Raw genomic sequence first — 17,162 nt, forward strand, 5'->3', positions numbered from 1 at the left:
CGCGATGAACGAGCGCAGTGCCTTGATCTGGTTTTCCTGCTTCTGCTGGGCATCGGCGAACTTCAGGTCGATGCCGCGCTTTTCGGCTTCCTGCTTCGTCACCGTGGTTTCTGCCGCGCGCCAGCCGGACTCGGAGCCGATCTGCGAAAAGCCGACCGTCATGTCGGCAGCGGATACGCTCGAGAAAACGCAGCCAGCCAGAACCGTTGCACAGCTAAGTGACTTCAAAAACTTCATAAATTCCTCCCGAAAATTGCTCCCCAGCGATACAGCCTTAATATCATATAATATTACAAATGTAAATAACATATCTGAAAATTAGCTAGTTAGTTTGCAACGGAGTCAGCCTAACCGAATGGGCTTATGTTCTACGTCGCTGGATCTGTCGACAAGTTGCTGTTTATTGATACGGCTGCCCATGACACGAGCGATCGCATCGTTGACGAGCCTGAGCGCTGCTAAACTGACCTTTCTGGTCGCCGAACTACAATTGGCGGGCGGCATAAGAAAGACCAAATGCTTGCGATGAGCCGCTTGCGGTCATTGTCGCGGGGCGTGAATCTGGTCAGGCAGTTTTGAGGCAGTAGCATCAATGAGCCCAAGACCATCCTGATTGAATAATTGCCCGCGCTTGAAACCCAGCACAGCTCAACAGGCAGAGCATGTGAAATATATTTCATTGTATGATTTATATTGACGCGAAATGCCTTTTGCGCTTATCTCCCTCTACCGGACTTCGAGGAGGAACTCCGGTCTTCATGGGATCATCGGCCGCTGATGAGGCGCTGCCGGGTATTTGGAAGAGGCTTCGGCCTCGGGAGAGGAATCTTGCGCAAATTTCTAGGAACGACCGCTTTGGCGGTCCTTGCGTCCACACTTTTCGCTGGCGTTACCGCTGCTGAAACGGAAAATCCCTTCCGCTGCAAGCCCGGTGAAAAATATGTCATGAACGTCATGGTTTCAGGCGTCGAATACTGGTTCCCGGTCTATGAGATGTTCAAGCAGGCCGGCCAGCAACTCGGCTGCGAAACAGCTTATACCGGCACGCCGGAATATGACGTCAACAAGCAGATCGCCACCTTCGACCAGGCACTGGCCCAGAACCCGGCCGGTATCCTCGTCCACCCGATGAACTCCGATCCGTTCATCGAGCCGATCAACCGGGCAATCGATCAGGGCACGGCCGTCGTCACTTTCGCGGCCGATGCGCCGCTCTCCAAGCGTATCTCGTTCATTACCTCGGACAATACTCGGGAAGGCGCCTATGCCGCTGACGCGATTGCCAAGAAAATGGATGGCAAGGGCGAATATGCGGTTCTGGAAAACCCGGGTCAGGACAACCACGACAAGCGCATCGCCGCCTTCATCGCCCGCATGACGGAAAACTACCCGGACATGAAACTGGTCGGCCGTGCGGCTTCCAATCAAGATCCGACCAAGGCCTATCAGGCGCTTTCGAGCCTCCTCCAGGCCAATCCGAACCTCGGCGCCGTGTTCATGCCGGAAGCCAACTCGGCCATTGGCGCATCGCAGGCCAACAAGGAAAACGGCGGCAAAATCCTCGTCATGTGCGCCGACGTTAACGCCAATATTCTGGATATGATCAAGGCGGGCGAGGTGTTCGGCTCGATCAACCCGAACCAGGGCATGCAGGGTTACATGGGTTTCATGCTGCTGTGGCTTGCCAAGCATCCGGAACTCATCGACCCGATGAACGACGCGAAGCGCGTCGGCTTCAATCCGATGAGTATTCCGTTCGTCGACAACGGCCTGTCGATCGTTACGGCTGATAATGCCGACGATTTCTACTGGGACAAGTACCTGAAGCGGCGGGGCACGAAGGGCATCGAGGAGTAAGTCCTTTGCCGGTGGTCCGGGACAGGATGCCCCGGACCACCACCGCGAGCTTGGAGGAGGAGACGATCATGGTGCCGGTCCCGGTTTTGGAAATCCGCAATGTCAGCAAGCACTTCGGTGCGGTCAGGGCTTTGACGGACGTGAGCTTCAGCCTGGAAAAGGGGGAGGTTCATGCGCTTTGCGGCGAAAACGGCGCGGGCAAGTCGACGCTGATGAATATCATTGCCGGCGTTTTGCAACCAACCGAAGGCGACGTGCTCATCGATGGTGCGCCGGTCAAGGTGACGTCACCGGCCGTGGCGCAATCGCTTGGGCTTGGGCTCGTACATCAGGAAATCGCGCTCTGCCCCGATGCGACCGTGGCCGAGAACATGTTCATGGCCGCCACCAACCGCCGCCGATCGCCTTTCATGAACTATGGCAGGCTGGAGCGGGACGCGCAGGCCGTGATGAACCGGCTGGCGCCGATCGACGTGCGCCGCAAGGTCGCCGAACTGCCCATTTCCAGTCAGCAGCTGGTCGAGATCGCCAAGGCGTTGACGCTCGATTGCCGCGTGCTGATCTTTGACGAGCCGACAGCGGCGCTGACGGAATCGGAAACCCAGGTCCTGTTCGGGATCATCCGTGATCTGAAGGCGCAGGGCATTTCGATCATCTATATCAGCCATCGCATGGCCGAGATTTTCAGCCTCTGCGACCGGGTAACCGTGTTTCGCGACGGGCGCCATGTCTCGACCGAGACTGTCGCCTATCTGACACCGGATGATATCGTGCGCCGCATGGTCGGGCGGGAGATCACCCAGCTCTATCCGGACAAGCAGGCGCTGAGCGAACGGACGGACGAGACCATTCTGAGCGTGCGCGGTCTTGGCGACGGCAGCCGTTTCCAGGATGTCAGCTTTGAATTGCGCCGGGGCGAAATCCTCGGTATCGGCGGGCTGATCGGCTCTGGCCGCACGGAAATTGCCGAAGGCATCTGCGGATTACGACCGGTGACGCACGGCGAGGTGCAGCTGAATGGACAGGTCTTGTGGACAAGATCCTATGCGCAGGCCGTCAAGGCGGGTGTCGTCTACCTGTCGGAGGACCGCAAGGGGTCCGGCATTTTTCTGGACTTGTCCATCGCCCGGAACATCGCGGTTCTCGACCTTAAATCGCTGACCGGGCCGCTTGGCCTGTTGAATGCCGAGGCGGAGGCCGATCGCGCCCGGGATCTTACCCGCCGGCTCGGGGTACGGATGGGCGGCATCGATATGCCGGTCTCCTCGCTCTCAGGCGGCAACCAGCAGAAGGTGGCGATTGCCAAACAGCTGGCGGTCAATCCCAAGGTCATCCTTATGGACGAGCCGACGCGCGGCATCGATGTCGGCGCCAAATCGGAAATCCACCGGCTGTTGCGCGATCTCGCGCGCTCGGGCATCGGCATCGTTCTCATCTCGTCCGAACTGCCGGAATTGCTCGGCCTTTGCGACCGGGTGGTGGTGATCCGCGAGGGGACGATTGCCGGCGCGGTCGAGGGAGAGACGATGACGGAAGAAGCGATCATGCGCCTTGCATCGGGTGTCGTCGGGCACAACGCGTCAAAGGCATCAGAGCATGCTGCGTAAAGAACAAGCAGAGGCAGGAGACAAGATCATGGCGGATGCTACGTTAACAACGGCACATCAGGCATGCGCGCCCGGCTGGAAACGGCTGGGGACCATGCGCGAGGCGGGACTGGTCGCAATCATCCTGGCGCTCTGCATCGCCATGAGCGTTGCCTCGCCGCATTTCCTGACGCTCGGCAACTTCCGGGCCATGCTGATGTCGTTCTCGGTCGAAGGCATCGTCGTCGTCGGCATGACCATCCTGTTGATCGTCGGCGGCATCGACCTGTCGGTCGGCTCGGTCGTCTGCTTTTCGATGGTGCTGTCGGGTTCGCTGTTCCTGATGGGGCTCGACCCCTGGAGCGCATCGTTGATCGGCATCGTTGCCAGCGGCCTGATCGGCTGCGTCATGGGCTTCTTCGTGACGGTGGTGGGCCTGAACCATTTCATCACGTCACTGGCGGCGATGGTGATCGTGCGCGGAATCTGCCTGATCATCACCAAGGGCACCCCGCTGTCGCTGTTCACCTTGCCGCCTTCGTTCAAGGCGGTCGGGCAGGGTACCCTCTCCGGTGTTCCCTATGTGATCCTGATTTTCGTGGCCATCGTCGTGCTGTTCGATTTCCTGCTGCGCCGGGCAACGGCTTTCCGCAAGGTGTTCTACACCGGCAGCAACGAGAAGGCGGCGCTCTATTCCGGCATCAGGACCAATCAGGTGAAGTTCTGGGTGACGGTGCTCTGCGCCACGCTGTCGGGTGTGGCCGGCGTCATCTATATGTCCCGTTTCGGTGCCGCGACCCCGACCTTCGGTGTCGGCATGGAACTCAACATCATTGCGGCTGCGGTGATCGGCGGGGCCTCGCTGAATGGCGGGTCCGGCACGATCCTGGGTGCAATCCTCGGTATTGCCCTGCTTTCGGTCGTCACCAGTTCGCTGATCCTTCTCGATGTCTCGGTCTATTGGCAAGACATGATCAAAGGCTGCATTCTGCTCGCCGCCGTATCGATCGATCATTTCCTGCACCAGCGGAAGGCTGCCTGACATGCCCATTGCCAAGCTCAAGCCCGCCAATGCGCCGCGCGAGGAAATCGTCATCGCCCGGCAGATGCACCAGGCCCTCGTCCTGCATTTCCTCGAAGGCCTGACCCAGGCGCAGATCGCCGATCAGCTCGGCATCTCGCACGCCACCGTCAACCGGCTGATCAAGCGCGGCCGCCAGCTGGGCTTGGTCGAAATCAAGATCAAGTCACCGGTCGAGCCGCTGGTCGATATGGAAGAACAGCTTCTGGCGCTCGGCGGCATTAGCCGCACTGTCGTGGTTCCGACCGTGTCCGACAATCCCCAGACAGCGCTTCAGGCGGTCGGCGAAGCAGCGGCCAGGCTGTTGCTTGAAGAGATCATCGACGGCGATACGATCTGCGTCACTGGGGGCAAGGGCGTCAGCGCCGTAGTTGCCGGCATGCATGCGCCGCGCCGCTTCGATATCGAAGTGATCCCGGCGACAGGCTGCGTCCAGGGCAAGCACTATACAGACGTGAACCATGTTTCGACATTGATGGCCGACCGGCTCGGCGGCCGCTCTTATCAGATCCATGCGCCGCTGTTTGCCGATAGTGCGGCCGAGCGCGACATGCTGATCAACATGCGCTCCGTCGCCGACGTGTTCAAACGGGCGCGCGAGGCACAAATCGCGGTGGTTGGCATCGGTTCGATCCTGTCGGATGACTCTAGCTATTACGACCTGCACCCGTCTTCGAGCACCGACCGCGCGGCCATCGAGCGCTCGGGCGCATCCTGCGAACTGCTGGCGCATCTGCTCGATAACCAGGGTCAGGTCTGCGACTACAGCCTCAACCGGTCGCTGGTTTCGCTGACCCTTCCCGAATTCGCCTCGATCCGCACCAAGATTGGTGTGGCAAGCGGGCCGAACAAGGCGGGGCCGATCCTCAGTGTTCTCCGAGGCAATCATCTGGATACGCTGGTGACCGACGAAGCGACGGGTGCGCGGGTACTTGCACTGGCGAATGGCGAAGGAAAATGGGCATGAGCGAGCAGCAGTTGACACGTGAGATCGGCAAGTCCGGCGTTTCCGCCTCGGCGGTGGGGCTCGGCACCTGGGCCATCGGCGGCTGGATGTGGGGCGGGACGGACGAAAACGAATCCATTGCCGCGATCCAGGCATCGCTCGATGCCGGCGTGACCCTGATCGACACCGCGCCGGCCTACGGGCTCGGGCGCTCGGAGGAGATCGTCGGTAAGGCCTTGGCCGGGCGGCGCGACAAGGCGGTGATCGCCACGAAATGCGGGCTTGTCTGGCATACGCAGAAAGGCCGGCATTTCTTCGATCAGGACGCCACGCCGGTGCACCGCTATCTCGGACGCGACGCGATCCTGCACGAGGTCGAAGAGAGCTTGAAGCGGCTGAACACGGATTACATCGACCTCTACATCACCCATTGGCAGGACCCGACGACGCCGATCGAGGAGACGATGCGCGCGCTCGAGGACCTAAAGAGTGCCGGAAAAATCCGGGCGATCGGTGCCAGCAATGTGAGCGCGGCCGAGCTTGACGCTTATATCGCCATCGGCGGTCTGGATGCGATCCAGGAGCGGTTCAGTATGATGGACCGCGAGATCGAGACCGATCTGCTGCCGCTTACGACGGCGAACGGCATCGCGACGCTCAGCTATTCGTCGCTGGCGCTTGGCCTGCTGTCGGGTACTGTCGGGCCGGATCGCGTATTCTCAGGCGATGACCAGCGCCGTGACAATCCGCGCTTTTCCCCTGCCAACAGGGAGAAGGCGATGGCTTTTACCAAGGCCATCCAGCCGATTGCCGAGAAGCATGGCGCAAGCATCGCCCAGACCGTCATTGCCTGGACGCTTTCGCAGCTCGGCGTGACCTTCGCGCTCTGCGGCGCGCGCAATCCGGCGCAGGCGCTCGACAATGCACAGGCGGGCAGGCTGAGGCTGGAGACGGATGACGTGGCGGCGATCGATGCCTCCATTTCCACCGAACTGACCGACATGGACAGGTAGCGGAAGCCAACATGAAACGCGAAGAGATATTGGACGGGCTCCGCCAAAGCCCGAAGGTGGACGTGTGTGTCATTGGCGGCGGCATCAACGGCCTCAGCGTGTTCCGCGAGCTGGCCTTACAGGGTTTGCGCGTGGTCCTCGTCGAAAAGGCCGACTACTGCTCCGGCGCTAGTTCGGCACTGTCGCGCATGGTGCATGGCGGCTTGCGGTATCTGGAGAACGGCGAATTCAAGCTGGTGCAGGAGTCGCTCGCTGAGCGTGATCGGCTGTTGCGCAACGCCCCGCACTATGTCGCGCCGCTACCGACGGCGGTGCCGATCTTCGACGTGTTTTCCGGACTTAGCAACGGGATCGCGCGGTTTCTGGGGCTTACCCGGCGCCCGAGCCGGCGCGGCGCCATCGTCATCAAGGCCGGGCTCGGCATCTACGACGTCCTCACCCGCAGCCGCGCGCTGATGCCGCGTCACCGGTTTTTCGGCCGACGCAGAGCGCTGCGGACCTGGCCTGCGCTCAACCCGGCCATCAGGAGTTCCGCGATCTATTTCGACGCCTGGGTCAGCCACCCCGAGCGTCTGGGGATCGAGCTGCTTCAGGATGGCCTGTCGGCCAACGCGAAGGCAGCCGGTCTGAATTACGCGCAGCTTCGTCGAACGGCGCAGGGCGACTTCGAGATCGTGGACACGATCAGAGGCGGCGTTGCGCCTATCGAACCGGCGCTGATCGTCAACGCCACGGGCGGCTGGATCGACATCGCCAATACGACGCTTTTTTCGCCCGCCAAAGCGCCGGCGCCCATGATGGGCGGCACCAAGGGATCGCACCTGATCATCGACAATGCGGCACTCTACGCGGCGCTGGCCGGCCACATGATCTTCTATGAAAACGAGGAAGGGCGGATCTGCATTCTGTTTCCCTATCTCGGCCGGGTTCTCGTCGGCTCGACGGACCTGCGGGTCGACAGCCCCGAGAATATCCGCTGCGAGGCCGATGAACGGGAGTATATCCTGCAGTCGCTCGCCTTCGTCCTGCCGGAAATCCGTATCCAGCCGCACGAGATCGTCTTCCAGTTCTCGGGCGTGCGGCCTTTGCCGGCGAGCAACGACAGCTTTACGGGCCGGATTCCGCGCAACCACCACTGCACGATGCTGGAGGCCGTCGACGCGGGGCCGGCGGTGCTCTGCATGATCGGCGGCAAATGGACGACATTCCGATCCTTCGGTGCGCTTGCCGCCGATATGACGCTGGAGCGGCTCGGAGCCACGCGCCGCACGGGCACGGAAGATCGCGCGATCGGCGGGGGACGCAGCTTTCCCGCCGACCGGAACGCCTGGATCTCGACGCTTGCGCGGACGTCGGGGATCGCGCGCGACCGGGCGCGGGCGCTGTTCGAGCGCTACGGCACGGATGCCGGACGTGTCGCCGGGTTCATCGCGAGCAGCCCGGACGCGGCGATGCCCCATCCCGATTATTCCGAACGGGAACTGCTCTTCCTGATCCGGACCGAGAGCGTCGAGCATCTCGACGATTTGCTTTTGCGGCGCACGACGCTGGCGATCACCGGGGACGTATCGCTCGCCATGGTCGATGCGGTCCTCGACCTCATGGCGCGGGAAAAGCGGTGGAGCGCCGCCGGGCGCATGGACGAGCGCCGCCGCTTTCTCACCCTCCTCGCCGACCGTCATGGCGTTGACGAACACATGCTTTCCGCACGGAACGAACAAAGGAACACAGAATGCAAAACAACCATAAAGTTCGGATGAACCGGCTTTTCGGCGGCGGCCGTTGCCTCGACGTGGCGATCGATCACGGCGTCTGCAACGAGCCCTCCTTCCTCGACGGACTGGAGGATATGGAGGTCGTCGTGGAGGCGCTGGTGGCCGCTCGACCGGATGCGATCCAGATGAACTACGGGCAGGCAGATCTTCTCCAGACCGTGTCCGGCAAGGACAAGCCGGCGCTCGTCATGCGCATCGACATGGGCAATCCGTACAACCGCATCCGCCACCGGGATATGTGGGCGGTGCTTCAAAACGAGGCCGAGCCCCTAATCGGCGCGATCGAGATGGACGCCGCCTGCGTGGTGGTCAACCTGTTCATGCTGCCGGACGAGCCGGATCTCTTTCGCCAATGCGTCCGGAATATCGCCCGCGTGCGCGCCGACTGTGAGAAATACGGCATGCCGCTGATGATCGAGCCGCTGGCGATGCAGCCCGTGACCGAGAGGGGCGGCTACATGGTCGACGGCGACACGCAGAAGATCGTGACGCTGACGCGGCTCGCCCGCGAAATGGGCGCTGATATCGTTAAGGCCGATCCGACCGACGATGCCGAGGATTTTCATAGGGTTGTGGAAGCGGCACGCTGCCCGGTTCTCGTACGAGGCGGCGGCAAAGAAGACCTGCAGACCGTTCTCGACAAGTCTTCTGCGCTGATGCGGCAGGGTGCACAGGGAATGGTCTACGGACGCAATATCTATCAGCATGCCAATCCGGGTAGCGTCGTGCGCGCTTTGATGGCCATTATTCATGAGGACGCGAGCGGAGAGGCGGCGTTTGCGCGCTATCAGCAAGGCTGATGGTGGGGCTTGGACGCGCGGGAGGGGATCAAATGGACACATATCTTTTGGGGCTCGATGCCGGCAACACCGTCATCAAGGCCGTCATCTTCGACCTGAATGGCAGGGAGATCGCCACCGCAGCCGAGGAGGGGCATAGCCGGATGCCGTTTCCGGGCCAGGTCGAGCGCGGACTGGAAGAGCTTTGGGCGAACGCCCGGCAGGTGATTCGCGCCTGCCTGGCAAAGGCGAAGATCCGGCCGGAGAATATCGCTGCAATCGGCTGTGCCGGCCATGGCAACGGCCTCTATGCGCTCGACCGCGACGGCGCGCCGCTTCTCGGCATCCAGTCGCTGGACACACGGGCAACCGGCCTCGTGGATGAGTGGCGCGCGCAGGGGATCGGAGCGCGCGTCCAGCCCATCGCCCGCCAGCATCCCTGGCCCTCGCAGACGCCGACCCTGCTGGCTTGGCTAAAGCGCTACAGGCCGGACATGTTCGCCCGCATCGGCACGGTGTTTTTCTCCAAGGACTTCATCGTCAACCGCCTGACAGGCAGCCGTGTGAGTGAGGTCTCGGACATGTCCGGCGCCGGGCTGCTCGATCTGGCGACCCGCCGCTACGACGCCGCGCTGATGGACGCCTATGGGCTCGGTGACTGCATGGACCTCCTGCCGACGCTGATCGAAAGCGCCGACATCGCCGGTCATGTGAGCGCGGACGTGGCGCGCGAGACCGGCCTTGCTGCGGGAACGCCTGTCGTCGGCGGCCTGTTCGATGTCGTCGCCTCGGCGCTCGGTTCGGGCGTCACGCGCACCGGTAGCGCCTCGATCATCGCAGGAACCTGGAGCGTCAATCAGGTGATCGTTGATCGGCCCGATCTCGACAAGCCGGTCTTCATGGCCTCGACCTTTGATCGCACGCGCTATCTCGCGATGGACAACAGCGCCACCTCGGCCGCCAACCTCGAATGGCTCGTGCGCGAATTCTTCGAAGGCGACCACGAAGCCGACGTCTCGCCTTTCGACGCCTGCTGCGCGCTGGCCGGTCTAATCGATGTCGCTCCGGACGATCCGCTCTATCATCCCTATCTCTACGGCGCGCAGCAGGATGGCCACGCCCGCGCCGGCTTTTACGGGATGGCCGGTTGGCATACGAAGGGACATCTCGTCCGCGCGCTCCTTGAAGGCGTGGCCTTCGGTCATCGCCAGCATATCGACACGCTGCGTGATGCCGGCGCGACATTCAACGAGGCGGTCTTGTCCGGCGGCGGGTCGCGCAGTCTGCTCTGGCCCCAGATCTTCGCGGACGTCCTCGGCATTCCCGTATCCGTCGCCCGATCGCGGGAAACCGGCGCGCTTGGCGCGGCAATTGCGGCCGGCACCGGCGTCGGGCTTTTCCCGGACTTCGGGCAAGGTGCCATGGCAATGGTTCAGTCTGACCGTCATTATACGCCCGATGCCGCGCTGGCAGGGCATTATGCACGCCGTTACGCGCTGTATCAGGATATGTCGGAGGCCATGGCACCCCTCTGGCGGCGTCTCGGTGCCACAGCGGCCCAAGCCACGGTCGCGGGAGTAGCGGCGTGAACCGGCATGTCACAGATCCAGCAATCGATGCGGGCACCTATGATTTCATCATCGTCGGCGCGGGGTCGGCCGGCTGCGTCCTTGCCAATCGTCTGACGGCGGACGGGCTGACGCGGGTTCTGCTTCTCGAAGCCGGCGGCAGCGACCGGTATCACTGGGTGCATGTGCCAATCGGATATCTCTACTGCATGGGCAATCCGCGCACTGACTGGATGATGCGAACGGCGACGGAGGCGGGGCTGAATGGCCGCTCGCTTGCCTATCCGCGCGGAAAAGTACTTGGCGGCTGCTCCTCGATCAACGGCATGATCTACATGCGCGGCCAGGCATCCGACTACGACACCTGGCGCCAGGCCGGCAATGCCGGCTGGGGGTGGGACGATGTACTGCCATATTTCCTGAAGTCGGAAGACAATTATCGCGGCAAGTCCGAAGCCCATGGCAGCGGAGGCGAGTGGCGTGTGGAAAAGCAGCGGCTGTCATGGCCGATCCTCGACTCGTTCCGGGATGCAGCCGAAGAGCTCGGCATCCCCAAGACCGACGATTTCAACACGGGCGATAACGAAGGCTCCGGCTATTTCGAGGTCAACCAGCGCGGCGGACTGCGCTGGAACACGACGAAGGCCTTCCTGCGCCCCGCGATGAAGCGGCCGAACCTGCGCGTGCTGACCGGCGCGGAGACGGATCGCCTAGAGCTTGACGGACAGCGTGCGGCGGGGGTCCGTTTCCGCATGCAAGGCCAGATGCACGTCGCCCAAGCCCGCCGCGAGGTGATCCTGTCGGCCGGGGCGATCAATTCGCCAAAAATCCTCGAACTCTCGGGCATCGGTCGCCCCGAAGTTCTGTCCGCCGCCGGTATAGAGGCCGTGCATGAGCTGCCAGGGGTCGGCGAAAACCTGCAGGATCACTTGCAGATCCGCACCGTCTTTCGCATAGAGGGCACAAAAACCCTGAACCAGCTCTATCACAACCTTTTCACGCGCGCCGGCATGGGCATCGAATATGCCTTGCGACGGTCCGGGCCCCTGTCGATGGCCCCGAGCCAGCTCGGCATCTTCGCAAAGAGCGATCCGTCGGTCGCGACGGCCGACCTCGAATATCACGTCCAACCGCTCAGCACTGACCGTCTCGGCGAGCCGCTGCATCGCTACCCCGCCGTTACCGTTTCCGTCTGCAACTTGCGGCCGGAAAGCCGTGGCACGGTGCATGTGATGGGAAAGGATGCCTCCGCAGCACCTGAAATCCGGCCGACATATCTCTCGACACACGGAGACCGGATCGTCGCGGTCAATTCGATCCGTCATGTGCGCCGGCTGATGGGGGCAGAGGCCATCCGGAAATACAATCCGGTGGAAATTCAGCCAGGTTCGGCGTGCGAAAGCGATTCCGACCTTCTCGAACGTATCGGCGACATCGCGACGACGATCTTTCACCCTGTCGGAACCTGCAAGATGGGGAGCGACACTAGGGCCGTCGTCGATGCGGAGCTACGGGTCCGCGGACTTCAGAGCCTGAGGGTCGTGGATGCATCGATCATGCCGTCGATCGTCTCGGGCAACACCAATTCGCCTGTCATCATGATCGCGGAAAAGGCGGCAGATTTCATTTTGGCAAGTTATTGATATGCTCATGCGGAATTTTTTGTCGACAGACCTTATTATCCACTAATAAAATCGGCGGAAATTGCTTACAAATTGCTAATGTGCGCAATAAAAATATGATATAATTCGTTTTTTTTCTTTATCTCTTCATCTTTTTATAAATAATCACTTTATATAATATTAAACAATAAAAACCTTTTAATTAAATAAAGGAATACATTAAGCCAAATATTATTAGAAATATGGCCATATACAACGTTTTACGTCGTAATGACGTGCCTTGAACTGCGTCAGTGGCCTAAAATCGAAGAGAACTTGCACAAGAAGGGACGGCTTTCGCCGCGCAGTAGATGAAGATAAATATTGGAGCGCCGAAAGAGATGTTCTCTGGAGAAGCGCGCGTTGCGATGACTCCCGAAAGCGCGGTTCATTTGATGAAACTAGGCTATGACTGTACGCTGGAAGCTAGGCTCAGGACTCATTGTTTCAAATCCAGAAGATGACGGTTGCAGCGATGCAGATGGCTGAGATGAACGTGTGGGCGCATCTGTCGTATCGTGTAGCGATGCGTCGCCAGTCCTTGAGCTTGGCGAAGAGGTTCTCGACCTTGTGGCGCTGGCGATAGAGTACCTTGTCGTAGGGATAAGAGTCCTTGAGCTTGGCGAAGAGGTTCTCGACCTTGTGGCGCTGGCGATAGAGTACCTTGTCGTAGGGATAAGGAATTTTCCGGCTTCGGCTCGACGGAATACAGGGTTCGATGCCCTTGGTGACGAGCGCCTGCCGAAACCAGGTGCTGTCGTAGCCGCGATCGGCGATAAGGACGTTGGCTGGCGGGAGGGCATTCAGCACGAGACGGGCGCCTTTGTGGTCACTCATCTGACCTTCCGATAGCAGCATGACGACGGGACGGCCTTTGTCGTCGCAGACGGTGTGGAGCTTGGAGTTCAGGCCGCCCTTGGTGCGTCCGATACGTCGGGGAACATCCCCTTTTTAAGCAGGCTCGCCGCCGTGCGGTGGGCCTTCAGGTGTGTCGCGTCGATCATGATGCGCTCGGGCTTGGGACCTTCGCCCGCCAAAGCCGCAAAGATCCGGTTGAACACGCTGAGCCGACTCCAACGGATGAAGCGATTGTAGAGTGTCTTGTGCGGGCCATAGTCCTTCGGCGCATCCTTCCACTGCAACCCGTTGCGGATCACATAGACGATCCCGCTCACCACCCGCCGGTCATCGACCCGCGGCACACCATGCGCCAAGGGAAAGAACGGCGAGATCCGAGACATCTGACGCTCGCTCAGCAAAAACAAATCACTCATCACCGCCTCCTCAATGGAGACTGTGAATCACATCTCAAATCAGATTAATAGGTCCTGAGCCTAGTGCGGGTAAAGCCGCCGGCTTTTCAGACAGTGACTATCGCGACGTTGGCGTTACCGTTGTCAAAGATGCCGAGGAGCTTTACTCGACATCCAACGTAATAGTAAAAGTGCGCCCGCCACAGAGCGTGGAAATCGGCCGGTTAGCTCCCGGCAAGACGCTGATTTCGCTCTTTTACCCGGCGCAGAGCAAGGACCTGCTCGATCTGGCGATGTCAACCGGCGCGAATGTCATCGCAATGGACATGGTGCCTCGCATCAGTCGCGCCCAGAAGATGGACGCGCTGTCATCGATGGCCAATATCGCCGGTTACCGTGCGGTGATCGAGGCGGGCAATAATTTTGGCCGCTTTTTTACCGGCCAGGTCACGGCTGCCGGCAAGGTGCCGCCCGCCAAGGTTCTTGTGATCGGCGCGGGCGTTGCGGGTCTTGCGGCGATCGGCACGGCGACCTCGCTGGGTGCGATCACCTATGCCTTCGACGTGCGCCCAGAAGTGGCCGAGCAGATCGAGTCCATGGGCGCACAGTTCGTCTATCTGAATTTTGAAAACGCGCAGGATGGTGCCGCGACCGGCGGCTATGCCACGCCGTCCTCGCCGGAATTCCGCGAAAAGCAACTCGCCAAGTTCCGCGAACTGGCGCAAGAGATCGACATCGTCATAACCACCGCGCTGATCCCGGGCCGTGATGCGCCCAAGCTGTGGCTGGCCGACATGGTGGCTGCAATGAAGTCGGGTTCGGTCGTCATCGACCTTGCCGCCGAGCGTGGCGGCAATTGCGACCTGACGGTTGCTGACCAGAAGATCGTGTCGGAGAACGGCGTGACGATCGTCGGTTACACTGACTTTCCGAGCCGCATGGCCGCCCAGGCCTCGACGCTCTATTCGACCAATATCCGCCATATGATGACCGACCTGACGCCGGCGAAGGACGGCGCGATCGTGCACAACATGGAAGACGATGTCATACGTGGTGCGACCATTGCCTTCCAGGGCGAGATCACTTATCCACCGCCACCGCCGAAGGTCCAGGCGATCGCGGCTGCCAAGCCGAAGGAGAAGTTCAAGGAACTGCCACTTGCGGAAAAACGGGCCCGGGAAACTGCCGCGTTCAAGACGCAGACGCGCAACCAGGTCGGCCTGCTGGTGGTATCCACTCTCCTGCTGCTGCTTATCGGTGCCTATGCACCGGAAAGCTTCATGGGCCATTTCATCGTTTTCGTTCTCTCCTGCTTCATCGGCTTCTCGGTGATCTGGAATGTCAGTCACTCGCTGCATACCCCGCTGATGGCGGTGACCAATGCTATTTCCGGCATCGTCATTGTGGGTGCGCTGCTGCAGGTCGGCTCCAGCAACTGGCTGGTGGTGATTTTGGCGGCTTTGTCGGTACTGATCGCGACGATCAACATCGTCGGTGGCTTCCTTGTGACACGGCGCATGCTCGCCTTGTTCCAGAAGTCGTGATCGGGGAGGGGAAAAGACTATGACAATCGGTATTGTATCTGCGGCCTATATCGCCGCTGCTGTTCTCTTCATCCTATCGCTCGGCGGTCTGTCCGGCCAGGAAAGCGCAAAGCGCGCCGTCTGGTACGGCATTGTCGGCATGGCGCTGGCGGTAGCAGCCACCGTCTTCGGCCCGGGCGTCGGCAACTGGTTCATCATCCTGGTGATGATCGCCGGCGGCTCGGTCATGGGCTACTACGTCGCTGCCCGCGTGCAGATGACGGAAATGCCGCAGCTTGTGGCGGCGCTTCACTCCTTCGTCGGTCTGGCCGCAGTGTTCATCGGCTACAATGCCGAACTGGAAGTCGGCACCGTTCTGGCGCTGAAGGCGGTGGGCGGTGACCTGTCGACACTGGCCGGTTTTGCCGAGAAGCTCGCCCATAAGGATCTGGTGGAAATCGCCATCCTCAAGGTCGAGGTTTTCCTCGGCGTGTTCATCGGTGCGGTCACCTTCACCGGCTCGGTCATCGCCTTCGGCAAGCTTGCCGGCAAGGTCGACGGCAAGGCGAAGAAGCTTCCGGGCGGGCATTCTCTCAATGCAGGTGCGGCGCTGGGCTCGATCATCCTGCTGGTCATATTCTTCAATGGTGCGGGCGTCTGGACACTGGTGCTGATGACGCTGCTCGCCTTCTTCATCGGCTGCCACCTGATCGTGGGCATCGGCGGCGCCGACATGCCGGTTGTCGTCTCGATGCTGAACAGCTACTCCGGCTGGGCTGCCGCTGCCATCGGCTTTTCGCTCGGCAACGACCTCTTGATCGTCACCGGCGCCTTGGTCGGCTCCTCTGGTGCAATCCTCTCCTACATCATGTGCAAGGCGATGAACCGCTCCTTCGTCTCGGTCATTCTCGGCGGCTTCGGCGGTACGACGGGACCGGCGATGAAGATCGAGGGCGAACAGATCGCCGTCGATGCGGAAGGTGTTGCCGCGGCGCTGAACGATGCTGACAGCATCATCATCGTGCCGGGTTACGGCATGGCGGTTGCCCAGGCGCAGCAGGCTGTCTCGGAGTTGACGCGCAAGCTCAGGGCAGCTGGCAAGACCGTGCGTTTTGCTATCCATCCGGTGGCCGGCCGTCTGCCGGGCCACATGAACGTGCTGCTCGCCGAAGCCAAGGTACCCTACGACATCGTCATGGAAATGGACGAGATCAACGATGACTTTCCGACCACGGACGTCGTCATCGTCATCGGCTCCAACGACATCGTCAATCCGGCTGCAGAAGAAGATCCGAATTCGCCGATCGCCGGAATGCCAGTACTGCAGGTGTGGAAGGCTAAACAGGTCTTCGTCTCCAAGCGCGGCCAGGGCACCGGCTATTCCGGCATCGATAACTCGCTCTTTTTTAAGGAGAACACTCGGATGTTCTACGGAGATGCGAAGAAGAGTATCGGCGACTTGGTTCCTCTGATGGCTTGAGCCATGCCACGTCAGACGTGACCGCCCAATGACATTGAGGCCATGGAGCATCTTCTGCAAACGATGCCAATCATGGTCTGAACCTGTGCCGTGCGCGATTTGCGTTTTGAGGAGCGACTTTGAGCCAAGCCTCGGTCGCCTGCGAGATCTCAACCGCGCTTCATATCCATGCCACTCCCAGTGATAGTGATGGGGTAACCACGGACACCCGTCTCCTGATCGATCATGGATGACATGAGAGTATCTACGCCGCGCAACACCCGAGCGCGCTTAAGCGCATCTTCGGTCACGCATCAGCTTTGCCAACTTGGATCCAGTTGAAGGTCGCTGTAGATAACATAGTTACGAATAGAATTATGAATGCCGCATATACCTTTGTACTGAGTTTCCAAGAGTTCATGTTTATCGCTCAGCCCCATAGTAAATCGCAAAAATACTGTAATCTTCCATGTGGTTTTTCAGACGTTATACAGGTTGGCGATTGCTTACTTCTAACCAGGATGACTTGGATAGTGTAATAAACTATATTTCCTGAAGCGCTTCATTCTTATTACTTATAAAATATCGATAACTAAATTCTAGTGGATTGATTGAAACAAAGGAGTCCGAGTTGGGATTCCCCTTCGGTCTTCATCGTGCA

General features: G+C 60.3%; 11 protein-coding genes and 2 pseudogenes. 11 read left to right on the top strand and 2 right to left on the bottom strand.

Annotated elements, in window-relative coordinates; all coding sequences use genetic code 11:
* Positions 1-237: pseudogene (locus ASG39_RS23090) on the bottom strand (sugar ABC transporter substrate-binding protein); the annotation flags it as partial.
* Between the two features lie 591 nt (positions 238-828).
* Between ASG39_RS23090 and ASG39_RS07060 the strand changes: the two are divergent.
* From ASG39_RS07060 to ASG39_RS07100, 9 genes are all read left to right on the top strand, one after another.
* Positions 829-1,857 carry a substrate-binding domain-containing protein gene (locus ASG39_RS07060; protein WP_062594345.1) on the top strand — a complete coding sequence of 343 codons (1,029 nt, stop codon included), beginning with the start codon at positions 829-831 and terminating at the stop codon, positions 1,855-1,857.
* A 68-nt stretch (positions 1,858-1,925) separates the two neighbouring features.
* Entirely contained in the window at positions 1,926-3,464 is a 1,539-nt protein-coding gene (locus ASG39_RS07065) for a sugar ABC transporter ATP-binding protein (protein WP_062594346.1), read from the top strand.
* A 28-nt stretch (positions 3,465-3,492) separates the two neighbouring features.
* Positions 3,493-4,485 (top strand): ABC transporter permease, encoded by a 993-nt coding sequence (locus tag ASG39_RS07070; protein WP_156468053.1) that lies wholly within the window; start codon positions 3,493-3,495, stop codon positions 4,483-4,485.
* Between the two features lies 1 nt (position 4,486).
* The gene (locus tag ASG39_RS07075) at positions 4,487-5,491 is read left to right on the top strand and encodes a sugar-binding transcriptional regulator (RefSeq protein ID WP_062594348.1); all 1,005 of its coding nucleotides are present in this window, start codon (positions 4,487-4,489) and stop codon (positions 5,489-5,491) included.
* A complete protein-coding gene (locus ASG39_RS07080) occupies positions 5,488-6,483 on the top strand; it encodes an aldo/keto reductase (protein ID WP_062594349.1) in 996 nt (331 codons plus the stop codon). Before ASG39_RS07075 ends, ASG39_RS07080 begins: the two co-directional genes overlap by 4 nt.
* 11 nt (positions 6,484-6,494) lie before the next feature.
* Positions 6,495-8,243 (top strand): glycerol-3-phosphate dehydrogenase/oxidase, encoded by a 1,749-nt coding sequence (locus ASG39_RS07085; RefSeq protein WP_062594350.1) that lies wholly within the window; start codon positions 6,495-6,497, stop codon positions 8,241-8,243.
* A complete protein-coding gene (locus ASG39_RS07090) occupies positions 8,216-9,058 on the top strand; it encodes a class I fructose-bisphosphate aldolase (RefSeq protein WP_062594383.1) in 843 nt (280 codons plus the stop codon). The genes ASG39_RS07085 and ASG39_RS07090 overlap by 28 nt, the downstream gene beginning before the upstream one ends.
* A 32-nt stretch (positions 9,059-9,090) precedes the next feature.
* A complete protein-coding gene (locus ASG39_RS07095; protein WP_062594351.1) occupies positions 9,091-10,626 on the top strand; it encodes an FGGY-family carbohydrate kinase in 1,536 nt (511 codons plus the stop codon).
* Complete coding sequence (locus ASG39_RS07100; RefSeq protein ID WP_062594352.1) at positions 10,623-12,248, top strand: GMC family oxidoreductase; 1,626 nt, start codon at positions 10,623-10,625, stop codon at positions 12,246-12,248. The genes ASG39_RS07095 and ASG39_RS07100 overlap by 4 nt, the downstream gene beginning before the upstream one ends.
* A gap of 465 nt (positions 12,249-12,713) precedes the next feature.
* Here the strand turns inward: ASG39_RS07100 and ASG39_RS23095 are convergent.
* A protein-coding gene (locus ASG39_RS23095; protein WP_156468054.1) for an IS5 family transposase occupies positions 12,714-13,540 on the bottom strand; the annotation gives its coding sequence in 2 pieces (ribosomal slippage) (positions 12,714-13,207 and positions 13,207-13,540; 828 coding nt in all).
* A gap of 65 nt (positions 13,541-13,605) precedes the next feature.
* Between ASG39_RS23095 and ASG39_RS07115 the strand changes: the two are divergent.
* Both ASG39_RS07115 and ASG39_RS07120 read left to right on the top strand, forming a co-directional pair.
* A pseudogene (locus ASG39_RS07115) lies at positions 13,606-15,063 on the top strand (Re/Si-specific NAD(P)(+) transhydrogenase subunit alpha); the annotation flags it as partial.
* 19 nt (positions 15,064-15,082) lie between these two features.
* Positions 15,083-16,522 (top strand): NAD(P)(+) transhydrogenase (Re/Si-specific) subunit beta, encoded by a 1,440-nt coding sequence (locus ASG39_RS07120; protein ID WP_062594356.1) that lies wholly within the window; start codon positions 15,083-15,085, stop codon positions 16,520-16,522.
* Positions 16,523-17,162 lie beyond the last annotated feature (640 nt).

This window comes from Rhizobium sp. Leaf371, assembly GCF_001424045.1.
In the GTDB taxonomy this organism is placed as follows: domain Bacteria; phylum Pseudomonadota; class Alphaproteobacteria; order Rhizobiales; family Rhizobiaceae; genus Ferranicluibacter.